This is a genomic window from Brevibacterium ammoniilyticum, from assembly GCF_038429965.1.
Taxonomy (GTDB): Bacteria; Actinomycetota; Actinomycetes; order Actinomycetales; family Brevibacteriaceae; genus Brevibacterium; species Brevibacterium ammoniilyticum.
Genome location: NZ_BAABNP010000010.1, coordinates 1 through 19,428 on the forward strand (window position 1 = coordinate 1; position 19,428 = coordinate 19,428).

The window sequence follows — 19,428 nt, forward strand, 5'->3', positions numbered from 1 at the left end:
ATCCAACGGTGTTTCTTCCATATCCGGCAGGCCGGACACCGGCACCTGACCCGGAATCCGAGCTTGCCGGCCAACCAGGAACTGTTGCGCCTGTACCAGGCGCTGCCGCGGGTTGACTCCCGCGATCAAGCAGCAGCGTGGTTGGCGGCGTTCGCGTCGTGGGAGGCGAAGTGGTCAAGGTTCCTCAAACACCGCACCAGGGCCAAAGACGCTGGTGCGAGGCCGGCGCATGTCCGTCGTGGACAGTCGTGGTGGTACACGCATCTGCGGACCCGTCGAGCGTATTTCTTCCTCTCACGGATCATCGCGAAAGGACACTTGTTCACCTGGTTGGATGCCGCTGACGAGGGTATCGAGCTCGCGCGGACGACGAACGCGTTAGAAGGCGGGATCAATGCGGGCATCAAAGGACTGCTGCGGGCACACCGCGGGTTGAGTGAGGGGCATGCCCGGCGTGGGGTGGACTGGTTCCTCTTCGAGAGGTCTCATCAGGCCGGGACGGGGTGGTCCTTGGTCGGGCCGGAGCANCTATAACCCGTGACACGCGCACGAAAAAGGCCCCTCCCTGATGGAACACCAGGTGAGGGGCCTATCGAGTAGCGCGGGGGAGGCTCGATCTCCCGACCTCACGATTATGAGTCGTGCGCTCTAACCAGCTGAGCTACCGCGCCTCGATCGCATGCGTCGCGTTTTCACGCGGCACGAGAGCCCCGAAAGGGAATCGAACCCTTGACCTTCTCCTTACCATGGAGATGCTCTGCCGACTGAGCTATCGGGGCAACAGGTAAGAATTTACACGGCTGAGCGCGACCGGGGCAAATCCGCTCCCGGTGACCTCACTCACAGACCGTCGTCCGCCGTCGCCACCGGCCTACTTCACCGGGTCGAAGCGCCCGGCGAGGAAGCCCTGGAGCCGTCCCGGATGGTTTGTGATGATGCCGTCGACCTGGGCGTCGAGGAGTTCACGCCATTCGTTCATCTCATCGACCGTCCATACGAACACGCCGAGGCCGTTGTCCCTGATCTCGGCGACGACGGACTTCCGCAGCGAGAATCCCCGGTACGACGGGTTGATCGCCACCGCGCCGAGGTTGCGCGCCGTGGCGATGTCCTCCGGCCGGGGCACCATCCGCAACAGGAACCGGGTGACCATGGGCAGCAGGTCCCGGCAGGTGGCGAGCGTGTCGGTGTTGAAGGCCTGGACGACCATGCGATCGGCCGTTCCGGTCTCGACGACGAGTTCGGAGATCCGCGCGACGGCGCCCGGCGACCACTCCCCCTTGAGCTCGAGGAGGAGCTCGCCCCCGCGATGCTGGATGTCGCGCATGACCGCGGCCAGAGTCGGCACCCGCACACCGGTGAACCCGGGCCCCATCCACGAACCCGCATCGACGAAGGAGAGCTCCTCGGCGGTGAGGCTGACGACGGGGCCCTTGCGGTTCGTCGTCCGGTCGAGGTCGGGGTCATGGATGATCACCGGCACCCCGTCGGCACTCGTCGACGCGTCGACCTCGATGAAGTCGACGCCGAGCGCTCGCGCGGCATCGACGGCCGCGAGGCTGTTCTCAGGGGCCACTGCCGAATAGCCGCGGTGGGCGATGACGAGCGGCCGGGTTCCCGACCCGGGACGCTCGGCGATGCCCCGCGCGCGCAGGAACTGGAGAAAGCTCATGCCTCCACCCTAATTCCCTGTCCGGACGAATCCGCCCAGCCCCTCAGGCGCACCCTTCGCAGGTCTCGCATCGTGGACGACTACGTCTGATGGGGCGAAACGGCGGAGTAGCCTACGGTGCAGTGAGTTGCTTCACACGCCCTGCTGTCGCCGGCGACTCGTTCCATCGCAGCCTGTCGAAAGGTCCGTCATGGAGGCTATCTTCGCCGCCACCATCCTTCTCGCCTTCATCGCTCTCGGCGAGTTGGTCTCCATCTGGTCGAAGGCGCGCATCCCGAGCCTCCTCGTCGCGATGCTCGGCGTCTTCATCTTCGCGAAGCTCGGCATCGTCCCGGAGTCCGTCGTCGACGACTCGATGCTCGTCCAGATCTACACGATCCTCGTCGCCCCGCTGCTCTTCCACATGGGCACGCTCATCCCGCTGCGGATCATGCTCAAGCAGTGGCGCTCGGTGATCATCGCGGTCTCCGGCATGCTCGTCGCCGTCCTCCTCATCCTCGCCGTTGTCGCTCCGCTCTTCGGGTTCGAGACCTTCGTCGCCGGTTCGGGACCGCTCGCCGGCGGCATCGTCGCCACCAGCCTCACCACCGAGGGACTGACCGCGGCGGGCGCCGCCTCGTCGATCATCGTCCTCCCCGCCCTCGTCCTCATGCTCCAGTCGCTGCCGTCGATGCCGCTGACAAACTTCCTCCTGCGCCGGTACGCGACGAAGCTGCGCGACAGCGGCGAACTCCACGAACTCGCCCTCGCCCACCACGAGGAGGAGGCTCAGGCGGCGACGAAGAAGAAGCTCGTCACCCTGCCGGGCTACCTCGTCGACAATCAGCTCTTCATGCTCTTCCTCGTCCTCGTCGGCGGTACGGTCGCGACCCTGCTCGCAATCCCCACCCACATCCCGTCCTCGATCCTCGCGCTCATCCTCGGCATCCTCGCCACCGCGATCGGGCTCTCCCCCGACAAGGCGATGGAGCGCTCGAATTCCTTCGGCATCGCCATGGCCGGTGTCATCGCGATCGTCATGGCCCCACTCGTCGCCGCCTCCGTCGACGACGTCATCCGCGCGTTCCTCCCGACGATCGCGATCCTCATCGTCGGCGGCGCGGGCATCGTCATCGGCGGATTCATCGCCACGAAGCTGCTCCGATGGAAGGCCCCGCTGGGCATGTCGGTGGCCCTGACCGCGATGTACGGCTTCCCCGCCGACTACCTGCTCACCAACGAGGTCGCCCGGTCGATCGCCCGTGACGACGACGAGAAGGAAGCCCTCCTCAACGTCATGCTCCCGCCGATGCTCGTCGGCGGATTCACCTCGGTGAGCGCCGGCTCCGTCGTCATCGCCAGCATCCTCGTCTCCCTGCTGTGAGCGATCTCCTCGCCGAGGCGGCCGACCTCCTCCCCGACCTCCAGACCCTGCGCCGCGACCTCCATGCCCACCCCGAGGTCGGCCTCGACCTGCCCCGCACCCAGGCGGCTGTGCTCGACGCGATCGCCGGTCTCGACGTCGAGGTGACGACGGGTGAGGGCACCACCTCGGTGGTCGCGGTGCTGCGCGGCTCCCACCCCGAGCGTCCGGCGCAGGCGCCCGCGGTCCTGCTCCGCGGTGACATGGATGCCCTGCCCGTCGCCGAGGCCACCGACGAGCCGTTCGCGGCGACGAACGGGAACATGCACGCGTGCGGGCACGACCTCCACACCGCCGGCCTCGTCGGGGCGATGCGACTGCTCGCGGCCCGACGGGCAGAGCTGGCCGGCGACGTCGTCTTCATGTTCCAGCCAGGCGAGGAGGGGTACAACGGGGCCTCGGTGATGATCGACGAGGGCGTCCTCGACGCCGCCGGATCCCGGGCCGTCGCCGCGTTCGGAGTCCACGTCCACGTCGGCGAGCGCGGGATCGTCTCGACGAGGCCAGGAACCCTGCAGGCCGGGTCGAACGTCCTGCGCATCACCGTCCGCGGGCGCGGCGGACATGGGTCACAGCCGACGAGCGCGGTCGATCCGGTGCCCGCCCTCGCTGAGATCGTCACCGCCCTGCAGACCATGGTCAGTCGCCGGATCGACGTCTTCGACCCGATCGCGTTGAGCGTGACCCAGCTGAGTGCCGGCGAGGCCGTCAACGTCATCCCCGCCGAGGCGTCGCTCGGGGCGACCGTGCGCACCCTGTCCGAGGAGTCCCTGGCCACCGTGCGGGATCGGTCGCGGCAGCTTGCCGAAGGCATCGCCGCAGCCCATGGATGCACCGCCGAGGTGGAGTTCGAGGTCCAGTACCCGGTGACGGTCAATGACGACGCTGAGACCGCGTGGGTGCTCGACGAGCTGCGGGACCTGCTTGGGCCCGAACGGGTCGAGGTGCTCGCGCATCCGATCATGCCGAGCGAGGACTTCTCCTTCGTCCTCGACCAGGTGCCGGGCACGTACATGATGATCGGGGCGAAGCGGAGCGACGTGCCCGAGGAGCGGCAGGGCGACAACCATTCGCCGTTCGTCGTCTTCGACGACTCCGTCCTCGCCGAGCAGGCCGTCGTGCTCGCCCATCTCGCGGCCCGGCGACTCGTCGCCGCTGCTCGCTCCTGACCTCGGGCGCCCCTCCCCGAGACCGGCGTCAGCGCCGTCGACGCCAGCGGTGCCACCACCGCGGCTTGGCGGCAGAGTCGGGTGCCGGCGTCGCATCACCGGGTTGCTCACCGGCTCCTTCCGCTGCCTCACGGGCGGCGACGCGGCGCGCACGCCAGGCGATCACCTCGGCGTCGATGTCACGGGGAGGGGTGAACACGGGAGGGCCGCCGCGCAGGTCCATGATCGCCTCCCGGACGCGGGCGTTGAACCCGGCGAGGTAGGCGCGGACATCAGATTCGCGAGCGAACTCATCGAGCGTGTCCTCGAGGACGGCGTTCTCCTTGCGCAGTTGGAAGGCTGCCGGAGCGACACCGCTGATGTCCTCGGAATCGAGCTTCTGCTTGATCCACCAGTCGGGATCCTCGGAGTTGTGGAGGCCGCGCAGCGGCTTGCCCATGCCGGGCAGGTCGTCGAAGTCGCCGCGCTTGATCGCGCGGTCGAGGGCGGATTCGACGATCTCGGTGCGATCGGAGAGTGAGTTGATCCGCCGAGGCGGTTCCTTCTTCTCCATGGTCCCTCCCCCCGCAGACGGTCGTCCTTCCACGGTAGGGGCTGCACAGCGGTGTGACAACGTCACAGGGCCCGACGCTCAGCGTTTCCGCTGTGCGTCGGGCCCTGTGGTTCTGCGTGGCAGATGCAGGATTCGAACCTGCGAAGGCAATGCCGGCTGATTTACAGTCAGCTCCCTTTGGCCGCTCGGGCAATCTGCCGCAGTGCGAGCTCGAAGAGCACTCAAGAAGAATACTAGGCCCGTGACGCGATTGCCAACTCGGTTGACGCAGGTCACAGCGGGATCACTCGACTAGACTTCTGCGCTGAACAGACCGGCATCGCAATCTATGACAAAGGAGCGCCCATGGCCAGCGAATCGTCATTCGATATCGTCAGCAAGGTCGATCGACAGGAGGCCGACAACGCCCTCAACCAGGCTGCGAAGGAGGTCGGCTCCCGCTACGACTTCCGCGGCACCGACGCCTCGATCGCGTGGAGCGGTGAAGCCGTGCTCATGAAGGCCAACAGCGAGGACCGCGTCAAGGCGATCCTCGACGTCTTCCAGTCCAAGCTCGTCAAGCGCGGCATCTCGCTCAAGTCCCTCGACGACGGCGACCCCTACCCCTCGGGCAAGGAGTACCGCATCGACGCCTCCCTCAAGGAGGGCATCGACAAGGACGAGGCGAAGAAGATCTCGAAGATCATTCGCGACGAGGGCCCCAAGGGCGTCAAGGCCCAGATCCAGGGGGACGAACTGCGCGTGAGCTCGAAGAAGCGCGACGACCTCCAGGAGGTCATCGCCCTCCTCAAGGGCAAGGACCTCGACGTCGACCTCCAATTCACCAACTACCGCTGAACCACCGACACCACCGACACCCCACAGCGCCCGGCTCGCCCTCGTCGAGCCGGGCGCTGCCGTATATCCGGCCCACATCGGTCGACGCGGCAGATGACGGAATCCGTCGTCCCGTGACCTTCCGCGACCGACTGCGACCGGTGTGTGTCGGACCGTGACACCGATCATCGGCTTCCCCACCGCCTCGGCGAGGGGCTTGGCACGATGACGGCATGTCAACGACACTCACCCACGCCGACCCCACACTCGATTCGACCTTCCGGGACGTCGCCCAGCGACCCCCGATCGGTCCCTCCCTCACCGGCAGGCCACGGCTGCGCACATCCGCCTCGGCGCCGGAGAACGCCCTCGAGACCGACCTCGACGCCGAGCGCCCGCGCCGGCTCGCGCTCTCCTTCGAAGTCATCCCACCCCGCTCACAGGCCCAGGCGGCGACCCTGCCCGCGCTGCTCGCCGAACTCGACACCCTCGCACCCGACTATCTCGCGGTGACGAGCTCGGCGAAGAGCGGCTGGCTGCACGGCACCGCCGACTTCATCCGCCTCGTCACCGCCACCACGCACCTGCGCCCGCTCGCCCATCTCGCCTGCACCGCGGGCACCCGCGCCGAGCTGACCACGTGGATCCACCACCTCCTCGGCGTCGGGGTGCGCGGATTCCTCGCGATCCGCGGGGACTTCCCCGACGGTGCGACCGCGGTGCCCGACGGCCATCTCCCCCACGCCGACGCCCTCGTCCACCTGCTGCGCGAGATCGAATCCGCGAACACCGCCCGGCTCGCTGCGGGACGGCTCGGGATCGGGGTCGCCGCGTACCCGTCCGGGCATCCCGAATCCTCCGGTTCCGACGAGGACCTCGACGTGCTCGCGGCCAAGCAGCGCCTCGGCGCAGATTTCGCCATCACCCAGCTCTTCTTCGACCCGCGCGCGTACGCGGACCTGCGGCGCCGGGCGGAACTCGCGGGGATCACGATCCCCCTCATCCCCGGCGTCCTCCCCGTCACCGATCCGCGACGACTGCACACGATGAGCCGCCTCTCCGGTCTGGCCGTGCCCGATGACCTGCTCCGCCGCTTCGACGGCGCGGCGGATCCCGCGACCGCTCGCCGCATCGGCCTCGAGATGACCGCCGAGCACATCGCCGCGATCCTCGCCGGCGGCGCCGACGGACTCCACATCTACACGTTCAACGACCAGGCGACCACGCTCGACCTCCTCGAGATGCTCGACCGCCTGGGCATCCGCCTCGACTCGGCACCCGCCCCGGTGCCCGCGTCCGCCCCGCAACCGTCCTGACCGCCGCACAACCACGTCACCACCACCGAAGGAGAGACATGACCACCCCGTTCCCTGCCGCCACGATCACCGGCTACCCGCGCATCGGACGCCGCCGCGAACTCAAGACCGCACTCGAATCCCTCTGGGCCGGGCGCATCGACACCGGCGAGTTCGCACAGACGACCCGCTCCCTGCGGGTGCAGACCTACCACCGGCTGCGCGAACTCGGCCTCACCGAGGACTACGCGATCCCCGCGACCCACAGCCACTACGACCACGTCCTCGACACCGCGCTCACCGTCGGGCTCATCCCCTCGGCGACGACGGGCACGGACTTCGACCTCGGTGAGTACTTCGCCCTGGCCCGTGGCACGGCCGACCGCTCCCCGCTGGAGATGACGAAGTGGTTCGACACGAACTACCACTACCTCGTGCCCGAGCTCGAGGACGCGACGACGTTCAAGGCCCACCCCCAGCACCTGCTCACCCTCGTCTCCGAGGCGCGGACCGCCGGGCATCGCGTCCGGCCCGTCCTCGTCGGCCCTCTCACCCTCCTCACCCTGGCGAAGACGGCGCCCGGGACGGCGACCTCGCCGCTCGAGCGCCTCGACGAGCTCACCGCGGTCTACCTCGACGTCCTCAGCATCCTCTCCGCCGCCGGCGTCGAGTGGATCCAGCTCGACGAACCCGCCCTCGTCACCGACTCCGGGGAGTACTCCGATGAAGAGCTCGCCGAGGCGGCCGCCCGGACCTATGCGACGCTGACCTCGGCCCTCCCCCACTCCCGGCTCCTCGTCACCGCCCCGTACGGATCGCTGCGGGCGGGCCTGCCCGCGCTGGCGGACTCCGGGATCGGGGCGCTCGGCGTCGACCTCTCCCCGGCCGTCCGAACGCTCGATCCCGGGTACGTCGATCGCCTCGCCGAGGCGGTGCCGTCGTCCGTGCGCCTCGTCGCCGGCATCGTCGACGGCCGCAACGTGTGGGCGAACGACCTCACGGCGAGCCTGGAGACCCTGCGGTCGCTGCCGCAGCCCGAGGTGAGCGTGTCGACGTCGACGTCGCTGCTCCATGTCCCCCATACCGTCGCCGACGAACCCGCGCTTCCGGTCGATGTCGCGACCTGGCTCTCATTCGCCGAGGAGAAGGTCACCGAGGTCGAGGCGCTGGCCGCGGCGCTGTCCGAGGGAAGGCAGAGCCGTGAGAGTGCGTTCGCCCGCGCCGACCGGGCGCAGCGCACGAGGGCCGAATCGACGACGGTGCACAACCCTGCGGTGGCAGACCGCACCGCGGCGCTGCGCGACCATGATGGCAGGCGCGGCGCGTACGCCGACCGGCTCGCCGCGCAGGCGAGCCTCGACCTGCCGGTGCTGCCGACGACGACGATCGGGTCGTTCCCGCAGACGCGTGAGGTCCGGCGTGCCCGCGCCGACCATCGTGCCGGACGGATCGACGACGCCGGGTACGAGGCGATCATGCGCGCCGAGATCGACCGCGTCGTCGCCCTCCAGGAGGGCATCGGCCTCGATGTCGTCGTCCACGGCGAACCCGAGCGCAACGACATGGTCCAGTACTTCGCCGAGCACCTCGACGGCTTCGCGACGACGGAGAACGGCTGGGTCCAGTCGTACGGATCCCGGTGCGTCCGGCCGCCGATCCTCTACGGCGACGTCTCGCGTCCCACCCCGATCACCGTCGGCTGGTCGACGTATGCCGCCTCGCGCACCGAACTCCCGGTCAAGGGCATGCTCACCGGCCCGGTGACGATCCTCGCGTGGTCGTTCGCCCGGGAGGACATCAGCCTCGCCGAGTCCGCCGATCAGATCGCCCTGGCACTCGCCGACGAGGTCGCCGACCTCGAGGAGGCGGGCATCGGGATCATCCAGATCGACGAACCCGCGCTGCGCGAGCTCCTCCCGCTGCGCCGCGTCGACCGGCCCGCCTACCTCGACTGGTCCGTGCGGGCGTTCCGCCTCGTCGCGGCGAATGCGGCACTGGCGACGCAGATCCACACGCACCTGTGCTATTCGGAGTTCGGAGAGATCATCGAGGCGATCGACGCCCTCGACGCCGACGTCACGAGCATCGAGGCGGCACGGTCCCGGATGGAGGTGCTCGCCGACATCTCCGAGGCGGACTTCGACCGCGGCATCGGTCCGGGCGTCTATGACATCCACTCGCCGCGGGTGCCGAGCGTCGCGGAGCTCACCGAACTCGTCGACTCGGCCCTGCAGAGCGTCGATGCGAGCCGCCTGTGGATCAATCCCGACTGCGGGCTGAAGACCCGTGGCTACGCCGAGGTCGAGGCGGCCCTGGCGAACCTCGTCACCGCCCGGGATGCGGCGCTGGCGAGGATCGGTGCGGCTCAGCCGACTGCCGTGTAGGTCTGTTTCAGGGCGTGGGTCGCGATTCCGGCAGCTGCCAGCAGCCGGTCGCGGCCCACTCCCTGGTTCGACTGGGCTGAGAGACCGTGCCAGACGGCTTGGACGGCGTCGGCCAGCGCTGTCGGGGAGGAGCCGGCGACGAGCTCTCCGGCAGCCAGCCCCCGGGCGAATCGCTCTTCGAGCAGACGCGCGCCCTCTTCCTGCATGGCGGCGATGTGTCCGGCAGCCTCGATGGTCTCGGCCGAATCCGTCATGATCGCACTGGTGACCATGCACCCCGGATGCTCCGCGGGGTCCTGGGTGAATTCGATGACCGACTCGCGCAGCAGCTCGTCGACGACCTCGCCGATGGAATCGGCAGCGACGGCGCTGCGGTAGATCTCGGCGTACCGGTCCGCGTAGACCTCCACCGCCTCGGCGAAGAGACCCGCCTTGCTGCCGAACGCCGAGTAGAGGCTCGAGCTTGAGATCCCGATCGCCGCGGTCAGGGCGCGCGTCGACGTTCCGCTGTAGCCGCGCCGCCAGAACAGGCGAGCAGCCTCGAGCAGTGCGTGCTCTCGATCGAATTCGGGGGGCCGTCCGCGGATCATCCTTGAATTCTAGAGCAGATGCTTCATAATCAATTTATGGAGCAGATGATTCAGAAAGAGATGCGGCTGCCTGACGGCGGACGCATCGTCGTCGACGTCTACGCCGATCGGCCCCACACACGGGCGTCGGCGGGGACGCTCGTCATGCTCCCCGGGGTGATGAGCGATTCCCATGCGTGGCGGAGGTTCGCCGCGGCGCTGCGGTCGTGGCCGATCGTCGCGGTGATCAATCGTCGCGGGCGGCCGCCGTCGACGCCTCTGCCCGCGCCGCATTCGATCGGCGCCGAGGTGGCCGACCTCCACGCGGTCCTCGATGAGTTCGGGGCCCGGCAGGTCTTCGCGTGGAGCTTCGGCGGACTCGTCGCCCTCCACAGCGCGAACGAGCGCAGCCTCGACCACCTCATCGCCTACGAGCCCGTGATGGCGCCGTTCGGTGCCCCTGCCCTGCCGTCGCTCGAGCGCGCCCACGCTGCCGCCGACTGGGATGCATCCGTCGAGATCGTCAACCGCGACATCTCGGGATTCGACGATGAGCACATCGCCCGGCTGCGCGCTGATCCTCGCGCATGGGAGAGACTCCGCACCCTTGCTCGCCCCCTCTACCCCGAAGTCCTCGCAATCGGCACCGCCCCAGTGCCGGAGGAATTCGCCCAGCGGGCCGAGAGGATCGATGTCATCGTCGGCGGGGACAACCTCGGCGAGGCACCCTACGGGACGACGGTGAACGATGTGCTCGCCCGCACGCCGCGTTCTCGAGTCCATGCCCTGCCCAGTCAGGGGCACATGGCCCATCTCGAGAACCCGGACGGGCTCGCAGCCCTCGTCGACCGGCTCGCCTGAGCCTCAGCCGGCCTGGGATTCTCCCGTGTCCCCGGCGAGGGCGATGGGGATGTAGTAGAGGCCCTTGGAGTCCTCTTCGACGGTGGCGCGGAGGCGATCGTCGACGGCGACGAAGTCGCTGACCTTAATCGTGCCCTTCTCACCGCTGAGCTCCCGGACGGCGAACGCGGGGATGAGTCCCTGGCGGCCGGCGGCATCGACGGCGAGGGCGTACTTCGGTCCGGTCGCGCGGACGCGGACATCGATGGCCGCACGCTCGACGACTGCGGCGATGAGGTCCGGCTCCGGTTCGGGATTCGTCAGGGCCGAGAGTTCAACGGCCAGGGTGTCAGCCATCTCGTCGACGGTGGCGAGCATATTCGCCATCGCGCGGGCGAACTCGCCGTGGAGCTCACTGGGCTTCATCGCCGCGCCGGGCTTGTACATGTCCTCATGCGTGAGCTCGCCCCACGCGTCCTGGAGTCGGGTCTTCACCTGGATCTCGGCGAAAACCGGCTCGCCGTGATCGCCGGGGATGCGCAGCGTGACATGGCAGGCCCGGTAGCCGCTGGGCTTGGGCCGGTCGACGTAGTTCTTCTCCTCGATGAGGACGAACGACCCCAGCTGCTCAGGGTCCCGCAGGGAGTCGAACATCATCTTCTGATCACGCGGGGATTTGCAGAGGACCTTGACGCCGACGATGTCCCTGATCTGGTCCTCGACGTCTTCCGCCGAGGTGACCGTGATGTCCGGTTCGGCGGCGACCTTCTCAGCGAGCTTGGCCAGGGTCCGTGCCGGATCCTTGATCCGGTGACCGTCGACGTCGAGGCGGGAGATGTCCTTGTCCTTGAGCAGGCCCCGCTGCTGCTCCTTGAGCCAGGCCTTGATCCGCGTCGCCGTCGCCTCCCACACGTCGTACCGCTGGGCGTAGGCGGCATCGACGTGTCGACGGAGGTCGGAATCGGCGGTCATGCTGGCAGGGTTCAGTGACCGGAGACCGGCGCCGAGGCGGTTGCGGCGTGGTCGCGGGCGGCGGCGAGCATCCCCTCACGGGTGGCGATCTTCACCCGTTCACGGCCCTCGAGCGCTCCGGCGGCCCGTTCGGCGGCATCGAGGCGGTGGTAGCCCTGCCAGTCGACGAACTCGACGCCCTTGGACTCCAGCAGTTCGACGATCGAGTCCTCGGCGGGAGCGACCGGCTCGGCCAGTACACCGGCGGCGCGGTCGGCGAGGATGTGAGTGATCGTCTCGAGGGCATCACCCTTCGTGTGACCGATCAGGCCGACCGGGCCCCGCTTGATCCACCCGGTGCTGTAGACGCCGGCGACGACATCGGACTCGGCCGCCTCACTCTGATCCACGGCGTCGACGACGCGACCCTCATGGTTCGGGATCACCCCGCGGCGCGGATCGAAGGGCAGCTGCGGCAGTGCGGAGCCGGCATAGCCGACGGCGCGGTAGACCGCCTGTACCGGCCAGTCCACGAACTCGCCCGTGCCGCGGACGTTGCCCGTCCCGTCGAGCTCCTGACGCTCCGTGCGCAGACCTTCGACCTTCCCATCGCCGAGGATCTCCGCGGGGGCATGGAGGAAGTGCAGATGCAGCCGACGCTTGGCTCCGGTGGGTTCGCGCATCGTGAAATCGGTCAGCGTCTTCGCCACCTGCTTGACCTGATTCGATGACTCGATCGCCTCCATCGACCCCTCATCGAACTCGAAGTCCTCCGGGTAGACGATGACATCGACGTCGGCGACATGGCCCAGCTCCCGCAGCTCGAGCGGGGTGAACTTCGCCTGCGCGGGGCCCCTGCGCCCGAAGACATGGACGTCGGTGACCTTCGAGGACTTCAGACCCTCATACACATGATCGGGGATCTCCGTGACCTGCATGTCATCGGCCTGCTTGGCAAGCACGCGCGCGACGTCGAGTGCGACGTTGCCGTTGCCGATGACCGCAACCTGCTCAGCCTCAAGCGGCCAGTCCTGGCTCACATCGGGGTGCGCGTCGTACCAGTTGACGAAGTCCGCGGCACCGTAGGAACCGGGGAGGTCGACGCCGGGGATGTCCAGCGAGGCATCGACGAAGCAGCCGGTGGAGAAGATCACGGCGTCGTAGCGATCGGTGAGCTCGTCCAGGGTGATGTCGACTCCGTAGTCGACGTTGGAGAACATCCGGATGTCTCCCCGGTCGAGGACCTTGATCAGGGCGTTGATGATGCCCTTGATCCTGGGGTGATCCGGAGCCACCCCGTAGCGGACCAGACCGAACGGGGTTGGGAGTCGCTCGAAGAGATCGATGCTGACCTCGAAATCACGCTCAGCCTTCGTCAACAGATCAGCCGCATAGATCCCAGCGGGACCGGCACCGACAATAGCCACACGGAAAGGACGGGTCATTCTCACACCTCTCTAGACAATCGAGGTCAATTCTATCGCCGATGTAGGTATCCCTAACACAGACGTGACGAAACTCGCACCGGCCCGTCAGTCCCAATGAGCGCTCTGCGTCCCGCGTGGCAGACCACTCCCACAGTTTGCTGGGAGAACCCTAGACTCTCCTTGTGAACACTGTTGCCGCCCCTGACGAGAGCGCGTTCCGTCGCCTCGGCCTCATCTACGGAACGTCCGCCTACCTGCTCTGGGGTCTCCTCCCCCTGCTCTTCGCCGCGGCGGCACCGACCGGCGCTCTCGAACTCGTCGCGCACCGCGTGATCTGGGCGCTCGTGTTCTGCACGATCCTCCTCGTATTCGCCCGCGGCTTCGCGCGCACCTGGCAGGTCGTGCGGTCAGGTCGGACGTTCTGGCTGCTCGCCCTGGCGGCCGTGCTCATCGCAATCAACTGGACGACGTTCATCTACGGCATCGACACCGGCCACCTCGTCGAGATCTCGCTCGGCTACTACCTCAACCCGCTCATCTCGATCGGCCTCGGCGTCGTCTTCCTGGGTGAGCGGCTGCGGCCCCTGCAGTGGGCTGCCGTGGGCTTCGGTCTCGTCGCCGTCATCGTCGTCGGCCTCGGGCTCGGCCGCTTCCCCTACCTCGCGTTCTCCGTGGCGCTCTCATTCGGGTTCTACGGGCTGGTGAAGAACAAGGTCGGAGCGAAGGTCGGAGCACTCGAGGGGATGACGGTCGAGACCGCGATCCTCGCGGTGCCCAGCCTCGCCTGGCTGGCTTGGCTGGGCTCGCAGGGGGCGCAGACGTTCACCGGGTTCGGTCCGCTCCACGTCATCATCGTCCTCGCGACTGGACCGGTGACGGCCATTCCGCTCATCCTCTTCGGCGCTGCCGCCAGGCGGATTCCCCTGTCGTGGATCGGGATGCTCCAGTACATCGCCCCGACGCTCCAGTTCATCATCGGCGTCACCGTCCTCGGCGAGGCGATGTCGACGACCCGGTGGATCGGGTTCCTCATCATCTGGATCGCCGTCATCCTCCTGTGCACGGACATGGTCCGCCACAGCCGAAGGCCGCTGACGTCCAAGTGAGCCCTTGACCTGCACCTCACTTCCGTGGTTAGTTAGTTAAGTAACTAACCAGTTCACAGGGAGCGTCAGGTGATGGATGAAGGCAAGCCGCTGTTCACGCAGATCGCCGAACGGGTCGAGGATTCGATCATCAACGGCAGCCTTCCCGAGCTCTCACGAGCGCCGTCGACGAACGAACTCGCCTCGTTCTACTCCATCAACCCTGCGACAGCGGCGAAGGGTGTCAACCTCCTCGTGGCGAAGAACGTCATCGAGAAGAGACGAGGGATCGGAATGTTCGTCACCGAGGGGGCTCGCGACATCCTCATCGCCGAACGTCGAGCGGCGTTCTCCGACCGGTTCATCGCCCCGCTCATCGCAGAAGCCGCCACGCTCGGGCTCAGTCCCGACGACCTCACCCAGCTCATCGTCGAACGCGCCGGTGAGCTGACCAGTCCCCACACCGGCTGAACCGCCCCCACCTCGCCACCCCGACCGAAGGGAAGGACCATGAGCACCGTCATCGAGGTCTCCGACCTCACCAAGGCCTACAGGACGACGACCGCACTCGACGACGTGAGCCTGACGATCGAGGAGGGAACGATCACCGGGCTGCTCGGCCGCAACGGGGCCGGCAAGACCACCTTGATGTCGATCCTCACCGCCCAGAACTTCCCTACCCGCGGCACCGTACGCGTCTTCGGGGCAGATCCCTGCGAGAACTCCCGTGTGCTCTCACGGATGTGCTTCATCCGCGAGAACCAGCGCTACCCCGACGATGCCACGGCCCGGCACGCGATCTCGACTGCACGCCTCTTCTTCCCCCGCTGGGATGAGGAGCTGGCAGCCGACCTCGTCGACGAGTTCCGGCTGCCGCTGAAGACCGCGATCAAGAAGCTCTCGCGAGGACAGCAGTCAGCGATCGGAGTCATCATCGGTCTCGCTTCGAGGGCGGAGGTGACGTTCTTCGACGAGCCCTACCTCGGCTTCGACGCCGTCGCCCGCCAGCTCTTCTACGACCGGCTCATCGCCGACTACGCGGAGGTTCCGCGCACCATCGTGCTCTCCAGCCACCTCATCGCCGAAGTCGCCGACCTCCTCGAGAACGTCATCGTCCTCGACCAGGGACGGATCATCATGGACGAGCCGACGGAGACCGCGCGGGCGCGAGCGTTCACCATCGTGGGACCCGCCGAGGCAGCCGACTTCCTCACCGTCGGCCGTGAGGTCATCCACCGCGAAACTCTGGGGCGGGTGGCCTCGGTGACCGTCCTCGGCACTCTCAGCCCCGAGGATCGGGAGTTCATCGTCCGTGAGGGCCTCGATCTCACCCCGGTCTCGCTGCAGCAGCTCATCGTCCGCCGTACCGCCGGCGAGGATGCCGTCCAGCCACCCCTCGACCAAGAGATCAGGAGCCGATTGCCATGACCGCCACCCTCGACAGCGCACCGAGCACCGCGTCCTCACGGGGCAGCAGACTCATCAACGCCGTCCGCCTCCAGTTCGTCAACCCCCAGACATTCGTCTGGGTGCCCCTCGTCGTCCTCGCCGGCGCGTGGGCACTGACCTTGGTCATCCACCTCATCATCGCCGGCGGCGGAGGTGAGGCCACGATGTACAGTGGGGGCTCGCAGGCGCCGCTGTGGTACTTCGCCGTCGTCGGCGTCCAGGCGATGACTCTGACCTTTTACTTCTCACAGGCGATGACGCTGACCCGCCGTGAGTTCTACCTCGGTGCGCTCATCGCCGCCGCGATGAGCGCCCTGGGCATCGCGATCGTCTTCGTCCTGCTCGGGCTCGTCGAGCAGGCGACGAACGGCTACGGACTGGGCGGCCACTTCGCTTACCTGCCGTGGCTGTGGGAAGAAGGACCCATGGCTGCGGGGCTGTCGTTCTTCGTCCTCACGATGCTCGCGTTCATCCTGGGATTCTGGTTCGCGATCGTCTTCAAACGCTTCGGGACGATGGCGCTCACCCTCATCCTCTTCGCCCTCGGCTTCGCCATCCTCGGCATCATCGCCATCATCACCGTCAATCGGGCGTGGCTGCAGGTGTGGGCGTGGTTCGCCGAGACCGGCAGCGTGGAACTCACCATGTGGGTCGCCCTATGCGGAGCTGTCTTCGCTCTCGGCTCCTACCTCACCCTTCGCCGGATGACGATCTAGGGCGCAGATCAGCGCGAGCGCGAGACCACGGAATCGGCGAACTCGAACAGGGACTCCTTGACGATGCCCTCCGGCAGCGGCGCGAGAGCCTCCTTCGCCGATTCCGCCCAGCGCACCGCCTCGGCGCGGGCGGCCTCGGTGACCGGATGCGCGGCCAGCGCGGCCCGTGCCTCTTCGAGGGCGGCATCCGAGCTGAGATCGGCGTCGAGGAGTTCGGCGACCCGAGCCGCCTCGGCGTCCCCATCGGCAGCTGCGGCACGGACGTAGAGCACGGGCAGAGTGGGCACGCGTTCGCGCAGGTCGGTGCCCGGGGTCTTCCCGGACTGGCTGCCCGTCGTCGTGAGGTCGATGATGTCATCGGCGAGCTGGAAGGCCACACCGACGCGCTCACCGAAGATCCGCACGGGATCGACGAGCGCCGGATCGGCGCCGGAGAACATCGCCCCGAACTGCGCAGAGGCGGCGATGAGCGACCCCGTCTTGTCGGCAAGGACGTCGATGTAGTGCCCGATCGGATCCTCATCGGGAGTGGGCCCGGCGAACTCGGCGAGCTGGCCGAGGACGAGGCGCTCGAACGTCTCCGACTCGATCTTCACAGCCTCCGGACCGAGGCCCGCGGTGACGAGCGAGGCCTTCGAGAAGAGGAGGTCCCCGGTGAGGATGGCCACGGAGTTGCCCCACACCTCATGAGCGGCGGGTGCGCCCCGGCGCACGGGAGCGTCGTCCATGACGTCGTCGTGGTAGAGGGAGGCGAGGTGGATGAGCTCGACGGCGACCGCTGCCTCGATGACCTCGTCGCAGTGAGGTTCGCCGAGGCGGGCGGTGAGCAGCACGAGGTTCGGACGGGCCCGTTTCCCGCCGGCGGCGAGCAGGTGCTTCGACGCGGTGTCGGGAAGCTTCCTGGTCTGATCCGTGACCTCGTAGAGGCGGCGTTCGACGGTTTCGAGCTGAGTCGAGATGTCGGCCGCGAGCTGGGCGTCGGCGCCGATGAACGTCACCGGGGAGGCTAGGTGGCTCATGTCCTCGTCATTCATAGTCACTGGGTCAGGCATTGCTCGTGGCCGGGACGATCCGGGTGAGTCCTGCGATCACCCGATCGATGAGATCGGCCTCGGACATCGTGGGGTCGCGGTAGAGGTTCGCCAGCAGTCGGACGACGAACTCCATCACAACATCAACACCCATACCGTACTTGATTCCGAAGTGCATCAGTGACGGGTGGCCGATGATCGCAGAGAATACTCGGCCCAGGGTGAAGTAACGCCCGAGCGAATCCCCGACGAGCGCAGGGTATTCGGCGAGCCTCTCCCGCATGATCGACTCCGGATACCGGGCGTAGGTGGAGATCACCTCGGCGGCCAGGCGAGCGGACTCGAGGGCGTAGTCGATGCCCTCACCGTTGAACGGGTTGACCATGCCCCCGGAGTCGCCGATGAGGAGGAGGCCGCGATGGAAGTGCGGGGTGCGGTTGAACGCCATCGGCAGTGCCGCGGACTTGATCGGACCGATCTCCGTCGACGCGTCGATCCCCCACTCCTCGCCCATGTCGGCGATCCACTCCCGCATCACGGCCCGCAGGTCGACGGAGCCGAACTGGGGTGAGGAGTCGAGGAGGCCGGCGCCGATGTTGATCGTCCCGTCGCCCATGGGGAAGAGCCAGCCGTAGCCGGGCAGGACCTCGGACTCGCCTGCCGGGTTCGTCGAGCGCATCTCGACCCAGCTCTCGATGTACTCGTCGGCATGCCTCGGCGAGGAATGGTAGGCGCGCACGGCCACCCCCATCGGGCGGTCGTCGCGCTTCTCCAGACCCATGGCCACGGCGAGACGGGAGGAGACGCCATCGGCGGCGACGACGATTGGGGCGCGGAAGTGCGCGTCGGGGCCGACCCGGCGGCCCCGGTGGTCGGTGCCGGTGGCGTGGACTCCGCGGACCCAGCCGTCCTCGCCGATGTCGGGACTCAGCGCTTTGACCTGTTCGAAGAGTCTGGCCCCGCTGCGCTGCGCATGCCGGGCGAAGGCTTCGTCCATGCCCATCCGGGGTCGGGTCAGACCATAGTTCGGGGTGCCGTCGATGTCGGGCCAGTCGATCTCGAGGCGGTGGCCGCCGCCGATGAGGCGCAGTCCCCGATTGCGATGCCAGCCCTCGGATTCGGGAGTCTCGAGACCGAGGTACCCGACCTCCTTGACCGCGCGCGGGGTGAGGGCGTCGCCGCAGATCTTGTCGCGCGGGAAACCGGACTTCTCGAGGATGACGACGTCATGGCCGGCCTGGGCGAGGTACGCTCCGAGCGCCGATCCGGCGGGACCGGCCCCGACGATGACGACGTCGGCGTCGAACTCGTTCACGGCTTGAGCGCGTGGTGGACCGCGACGATGCCGCCGGAGAGGTTCCGGTACTTCACCTGGTCGAATCCGGCGTCGAGGATCTGGTGGGCGAAGGCGTCCTGGTCGGGCCACTCACGGATCGACTCGGCGAGGTAGACGTAGGCCTCGGGATTCGAGGACACCGCGGTGGCCACGGCGGGCAGGGCCCGCATGAGGTACTCCTTGTACACGACGCTGAAGGGGCGCAGCGTCGGCGTGGAGAACTCGCAGACGATGAGGCGGCCGCCCGGCTTGAGGACGCGCAGCATCTCCGCCAGCGCCCGGTCGACATCGTGGACGTTGCGGATGCCGAACGAGATCGTCACGACGTCGAAGGTCCCGTCCTCGAAGGGCAGGTCGAGGGCATCGGCGTAGACGAAGTCGATCTTCGGGTGCCGCCGGCGGCCTTCGGCGAGCATGCCCTCGGAGATGTCGCCTGCGACCACCTCGGCGCCGTGATGGGTGAACGACATCGACGAGGTGCCGGTGCCCGCGGCGAGGTCGAGGACCTTCTCGCCGGGGCCGGCGGCCACGGCGTAGGAGACGGTGCGCCGCCACGACCGCGCCTGCCCGAGCGAAAGGATGTCGTTGGTGAGGTCGTATCGGGAGGCGACATCGTCGAACATCGAGGCGACGTCAGCGGGCTGCTTGTCCAGCTGGGCACGGTTCATGGCCTCATTGTCTCAATCGCGGCCCCCGCTCGCGAATCCGCGCGTGTGGGTCTCGACACAGCTGA

At 67.8% G+C, this 19,428-nt stretch carries 18 protein-coding genes and 3 tRNA genes; 10 read left to right on the plus strand and 11 right to left on the minus strand.

Annotation, left to right across the window (positions count from 1 at the left end; genetic code table 11):
* Positions 1-597: 597 nt before the first annotated feature.
* From AAHA49_RS12285 to AAHA49_RS12295, 3 genes are all read right to left on the minus strand, one after another.
* Positions 598-671, minus strand: a tRNA-Met gene (locus AAHA49_RS12285).
* 35 nt (positions 672-706) lie between these two features.
* Positions 707-779, minus strand: a tRNA-Thr gene (locus AAHA49_RS12290).
* Between the two features lie 92 nt (positions 780-871).
* The gene (locus AAHA49_RS12295; protein ID WP_131248328.1) at positions 872-1,672 is read right to left on the minus strand and encodes a glycerophosphodiester phosphodiesterase family protein; all 801 of its coding nucleotides are present in this window, start codon (positions 1,670-1,672) and stop codon (positions 872-874) included.
* Positions 1,673-1,862: 190 nt separating this feature from the next.
* Here AAHA49_RS12295 and AAHA49_RS12300 point away from each other — a divergent pair, with 190 nt between their 5' ends.
* A complete protein-coding gene (locus tag AAHA49_RS12300; protein ID WP_095376748.1) occupies positions 1,863-3,035 on the plus strand; it encodes a hypothetical protein in 1,173 nt (390 codons plus the stop codon).
* Entirely contained in the window at positions 3,032-4,243 is a 1,212-nt protein-coding gene (locus AAHA49_RS12305; RefSeq protein WP_131248329.1) for an amidohydrolase, read from the plus strand. Before AAHA49_RS12300 ends, AAHA49_RS12305 begins: the two co-directional genes overlap by 4 nt.
* A 28-nt stretch (positions 4,244-4,271) precedes the next feature.
* Here AAHA49_RS12305 and AAHA49_RS12310 read toward each other — a convergent pair whose 3' ends face one another.
* Together AAHA49_RS12310 and AAHA49_RS12315 are read right to left on the minus strand one after the other, a co-directional pair.
* Positions 4,272-4,796, minus strand: a complete 525-nt coding sequence (locus AAHA49_RS12310; RefSeq protein ID WP_063249204.1) for a DnaJ family domain-containing protein — start codon at positions 4,794-4,796, stop codon at positions 4,272-4,274.
* A gap of 117 nt (positions 4,797-4,913) precedes the next feature.
* Positions 4,914-4,995, minus strand: a tRNA-Tyr gene (locus AAHA49_RS12315).
* A 146-nt stretch (positions 4,996-5,141) separates the two neighbouring features.
* Between AAHA49_RS12315 and AAHA49_RS12320 the strand changes: the two genes are divergently transcribed.
* From AAHA49_RS12320 to metE, 3 genes are all read left to right on the plus strand, one after another.
* Entirely contained in the window at positions 5,142-5,633 is a 492-nt protein-coding gene (locus AAHA49_RS12320; protein WP_101623955.1) for a YajQ family cyclic di-GMP-binding protein, read from the plus strand.
* A gap of 212 nt (positions 5,634-5,845) precedes the next feature.
* Entirely contained in the window at positions 5,846-6,928 is a 1,083-nt protein-coding gene (locus tag AAHA49_RS12325; protein ID WP_009379067.1) for a methylenetetrahydrofolate reductase, read from the plus strand.
* A gap of 38 nt (positions 6,929-6,966) precedes the next feature.
* Positions 6,967-9,291, plus strand: coding sequence for a 5-methyltetrahydropteroyltriglutamate--homocysteine S-methyltransferase (gene metE / locus AAHA49_RS12330; RefSeq protein ID WP_342038525.1), 2,325 nt, complete (start codon positions 6,967-6,969; stop codon positions 9,289-9,291).
* On the opposite strand, the gene AAHA49_RS12335 is transcribed toward metE, so the two are convergent.
* The gene (locus AAHA49_RS12335) at positions 9,273-9,881 is read right to left on the minus strand and encodes a TetR/AcrR family transcriptional regulator (RefSeq protein WP_009379063.1); all 609 of its coding nucleotides are present in this window, start codon (positions 9,879-9,881) and stop codon (positions 9,273-9,275) included. The two genes, metE and AAHA49_RS12335, sit on opposite strands and share 19 nt — an antisense overlap.
* A 45-nt stretch (positions 9,882-9,926) precedes the next feature.
* On the opposite strand from AAHA49_RS12335, the gene AAHA49_RS12340 reads away from it, so the two are divergent.
* Positions 9,927-10,721, plus strand: a complete 795-nt coding sequence (locus AAHA49_RS12340) for an alpha/beta fold hydrolase (RefSeq protein WP_227007275.1) — start codon at positions 9,927-9,929, stop codon at positions 10,719-10,721.
* Positions 10,722-10,724: 3 nt separating this feature from the next.
* Here the strand turns inward: AAHA49_RS12340 and AAHA49_RS12345 are convergent, their stop codons facing one another.
* Entirely contained in the window at positions 10,725-11,672 is a 948-nt protein-coding gene (locus AAHA49_RS12345) for a GTP pyrophosphokinase (RefSeq protein ID WP_193338737.1), read from the minus strand.
* An 11-nt stretch (positions 11,673-11,683) separates the two neighbouring features.
* Positions 11,684-13,096 carry an FAD-dependent oxidoreductase gene (locus tag AAHA49_RS12350; RefSeq protein ID WP_131248330.1) on the minus strand — a complete coding sequence of 471 codons (1,413 nt, stop codon included), beginning with the start codon at positions 13,094-13,096 and terminating at the stop codon, positions 11,684-11,686.
* 164 nt (positions 13,097-13,260) lie between these two features.
* Here AAHA49_RS12350 and rarD point away from each other — a divergent pair, with 164 nt between their 5' ends.
* The 4 genes from rarD to AAHA49_RS12370 all read left to right on the plus strand — a co-directional run bounded on the left by rarD (position 13,261) and on the right by AAHA49_RS12370 (position 16,328).
* Positions 13,261-14,184, plus strand: a complete 924-nt coding sequence (gene rarD / locus AAHA49_RS12355; protein ID WP_144588033.1) for an EamA family transporter RarD — start codon at positions 13,261-13,263, stop codon at positions 14,182-14,184.
* Between the two features lie 69 nt (positions 14,185-14,253).
* Positions 14,254-14,634, plus strand: coding sequence for a GntR family transcriptional regulator (locus tag AAHA49_RS12360; RefSeq protein ID WP_101623960.1), 381 nt, complete (start codon positions 14,254-14,256; stop codon positions 14,632-14,634).
* Positions 14,635-14,673: 39 nt separating this feature from the next.
* Positions 14,674-15,591, plus strand: a complete 918-nt coding sequence (locus AAHA49_RS12365) for an ABC transporter ATP-binding protein (RefSeq protein ID WP_144588035.1) — start codon at positions 14,674-14,676, stop codon at positions 15,589-15,591.
* The gene (locus AAHA49_RS12370; protein ID WP_101623962.1) at positions 15,588-16,328 is read left to right on the plus strand and encodes a hypothetical protein; all 741 of its coding nucleotides are present in this window, start codon (positions 15,588-15,590) and stop codon (positions 16,326-16,328) included. Before AAHA49_RS12365 ends, AAHA49_RS12370 begins: the two co-directional genes overlap by 4 nt.
* Before the next feature lie 8 nt (positions 16,329-16,336).
* Here the strand turns inward: AAHA49_RS12370 and AAHA49_RS12375 are convergent, their stop codons facing one another.
* The 3 genes from AAHA49_RS12375 to AAHA49_RS12385 are packed head-to-tail and all read right to left on the minus strand — an operon-like array spanning position 16,337 to position 19,363.
* On the minus strand, positions 16,337-17,347 hold the full coding sequence (locus tag AAHA49_RS12375; RefSeq protein ID WP_040342007.1) for a polyprenyl synthetase family protein: 1,011 nt from the start codon (positions 17,345-17,347) through the stop codon (positions 16,337-16,339).
* Between the two features lie 25 nt (positions 17,348-17,372).
* On the minus strand, positions 17,373-18,674 hold the full coding sequence (locus AAHA49_RS12380; protein WP_009379053.1) for a geranylgeranyl reductase family protein: 1,302 nt from the start codon (positions 18,672-18,674) through the stop codon (positions 17,373-17,375).
* Complete coding sequence (locus AAHA49_RS12385; protein ID WP_342038526.1) at positions 18,671-19,363, minus strand: demethylmenaquinone methyltransferase; 693 nt, start codon at positions 19,361-19,363, stop codon at positions 18,671-18,673. The genes AAHA49_RS12380 and AAHA49_RS12385 overlap by 4 nt, the downstream gene beginning before the upstream one ends.
* Between the last annotated feature and the right edge of the window lie 65 nt (positions 19,364-19,428).

Excerpts from the sequence above, each read along its gene's own strand:
- AAHA49_RS12295 (WP_131248328.1), bottom strand. The coding sequence starts at position 1,672 with ATGAGCTTTCTCCAGTTCCTGCGCGCGCGGGGCATCGCCGAGCGTCCC.
- AAHA49_RS12300 (WP_095376748.1), top strand. The coding sequence starts at position 1,863 with ATGGAGGCTATCTTCGCCGCCACCATCCTTCTCGCCTTCATCGCTCTC.
- AAHA49_RS12310 (WP_063249204.1), bottom strand. The coding sequence starts at position 4,796 with ATGGAGAAGAAGGAACCGCCTCGGCGGATCAACTCACTCTCCGATCGC.
- AAHA49_RS12320 (WP_101623955.1), top strand. The coding sequence starts at position 5,142 with ATGGCCAGCGAATCGTCATTCGATATCGTCAGCAAGGTCGATCGACAG.
- AAHA49_RS12325 (WP_009379067.1), top strand. The coding sequence starts at position 5,846 with ATGTCAACGACACTCACCCACGCCGACCCCACACTCGATTCGACCTTC.
- metE (WP_342038525.1), top strand. The coding sequence starts at position 6,967 with ATGACCACCCCGTTCCCTGCCGCCACGATCACCGGCTACCCGCGCATC.
- AAHA49_RS12335 (WP_009379063.1), bottom strand. The coding sequence starts at position 9,881 with ATGATCCGCGGACGGCCCCCCGAATTCGATCGAGAGCACGCACTGCTC.
- AAHA49_RS12340 (WP_227007275.1), top strand. The coding sequence starts at position 9,927 with ATGATTCAGAAAGAGATGCGGCTGCCTGACGGCGGACGCATCGTCGTC.
- AAHA49_RS12345 (WP_193338737.1), bottom strand. The coding sequence starts at position 11,672 with ATGACCGCCGATTCCGACCTCCGTCGACACGTCGATGCCGCCTACGCC.
- AAHA49_RS12350 (WP_131248330.1), bottom strand. The coding sequence starts at position 13,096 with ATGACCCGTCCTTTCCGTGTGGCTATTGTCGGTGCCGGTCCCGCTGGG.
- AAHA49_RS12365 (WP_144588035.1), top strand. The coding sequence starts at position 14,674 with ATGAGCACCGTCATCGAGGTCTCCGACCTCACCAAGGCCTACAGGACG.
- AAHA49_RS12370 (WP_101623962.1), top strand. The coding sequence starts at position 15,588 with ATGACCGCCACCCTCGACAGCGCACCGAGCACCGCGTCCTCACGGGGC.
- AAHA49_RS12375 (WP_040342007.1), bottom strand. The coding sequence starts at position 17,347 with ATGAGCCACCTAGCCTCCCCGGTGACGTTCATCGGCGCCGACGCCCAG.
- AAHA49_RS12385 (WP_342038526.1), bottom strand. The coding sequence starts at position 19,363 with ATGAACCGTGCCCAGCTGGACAAGCAGCCCGCTGACGTCGCCTCGATG.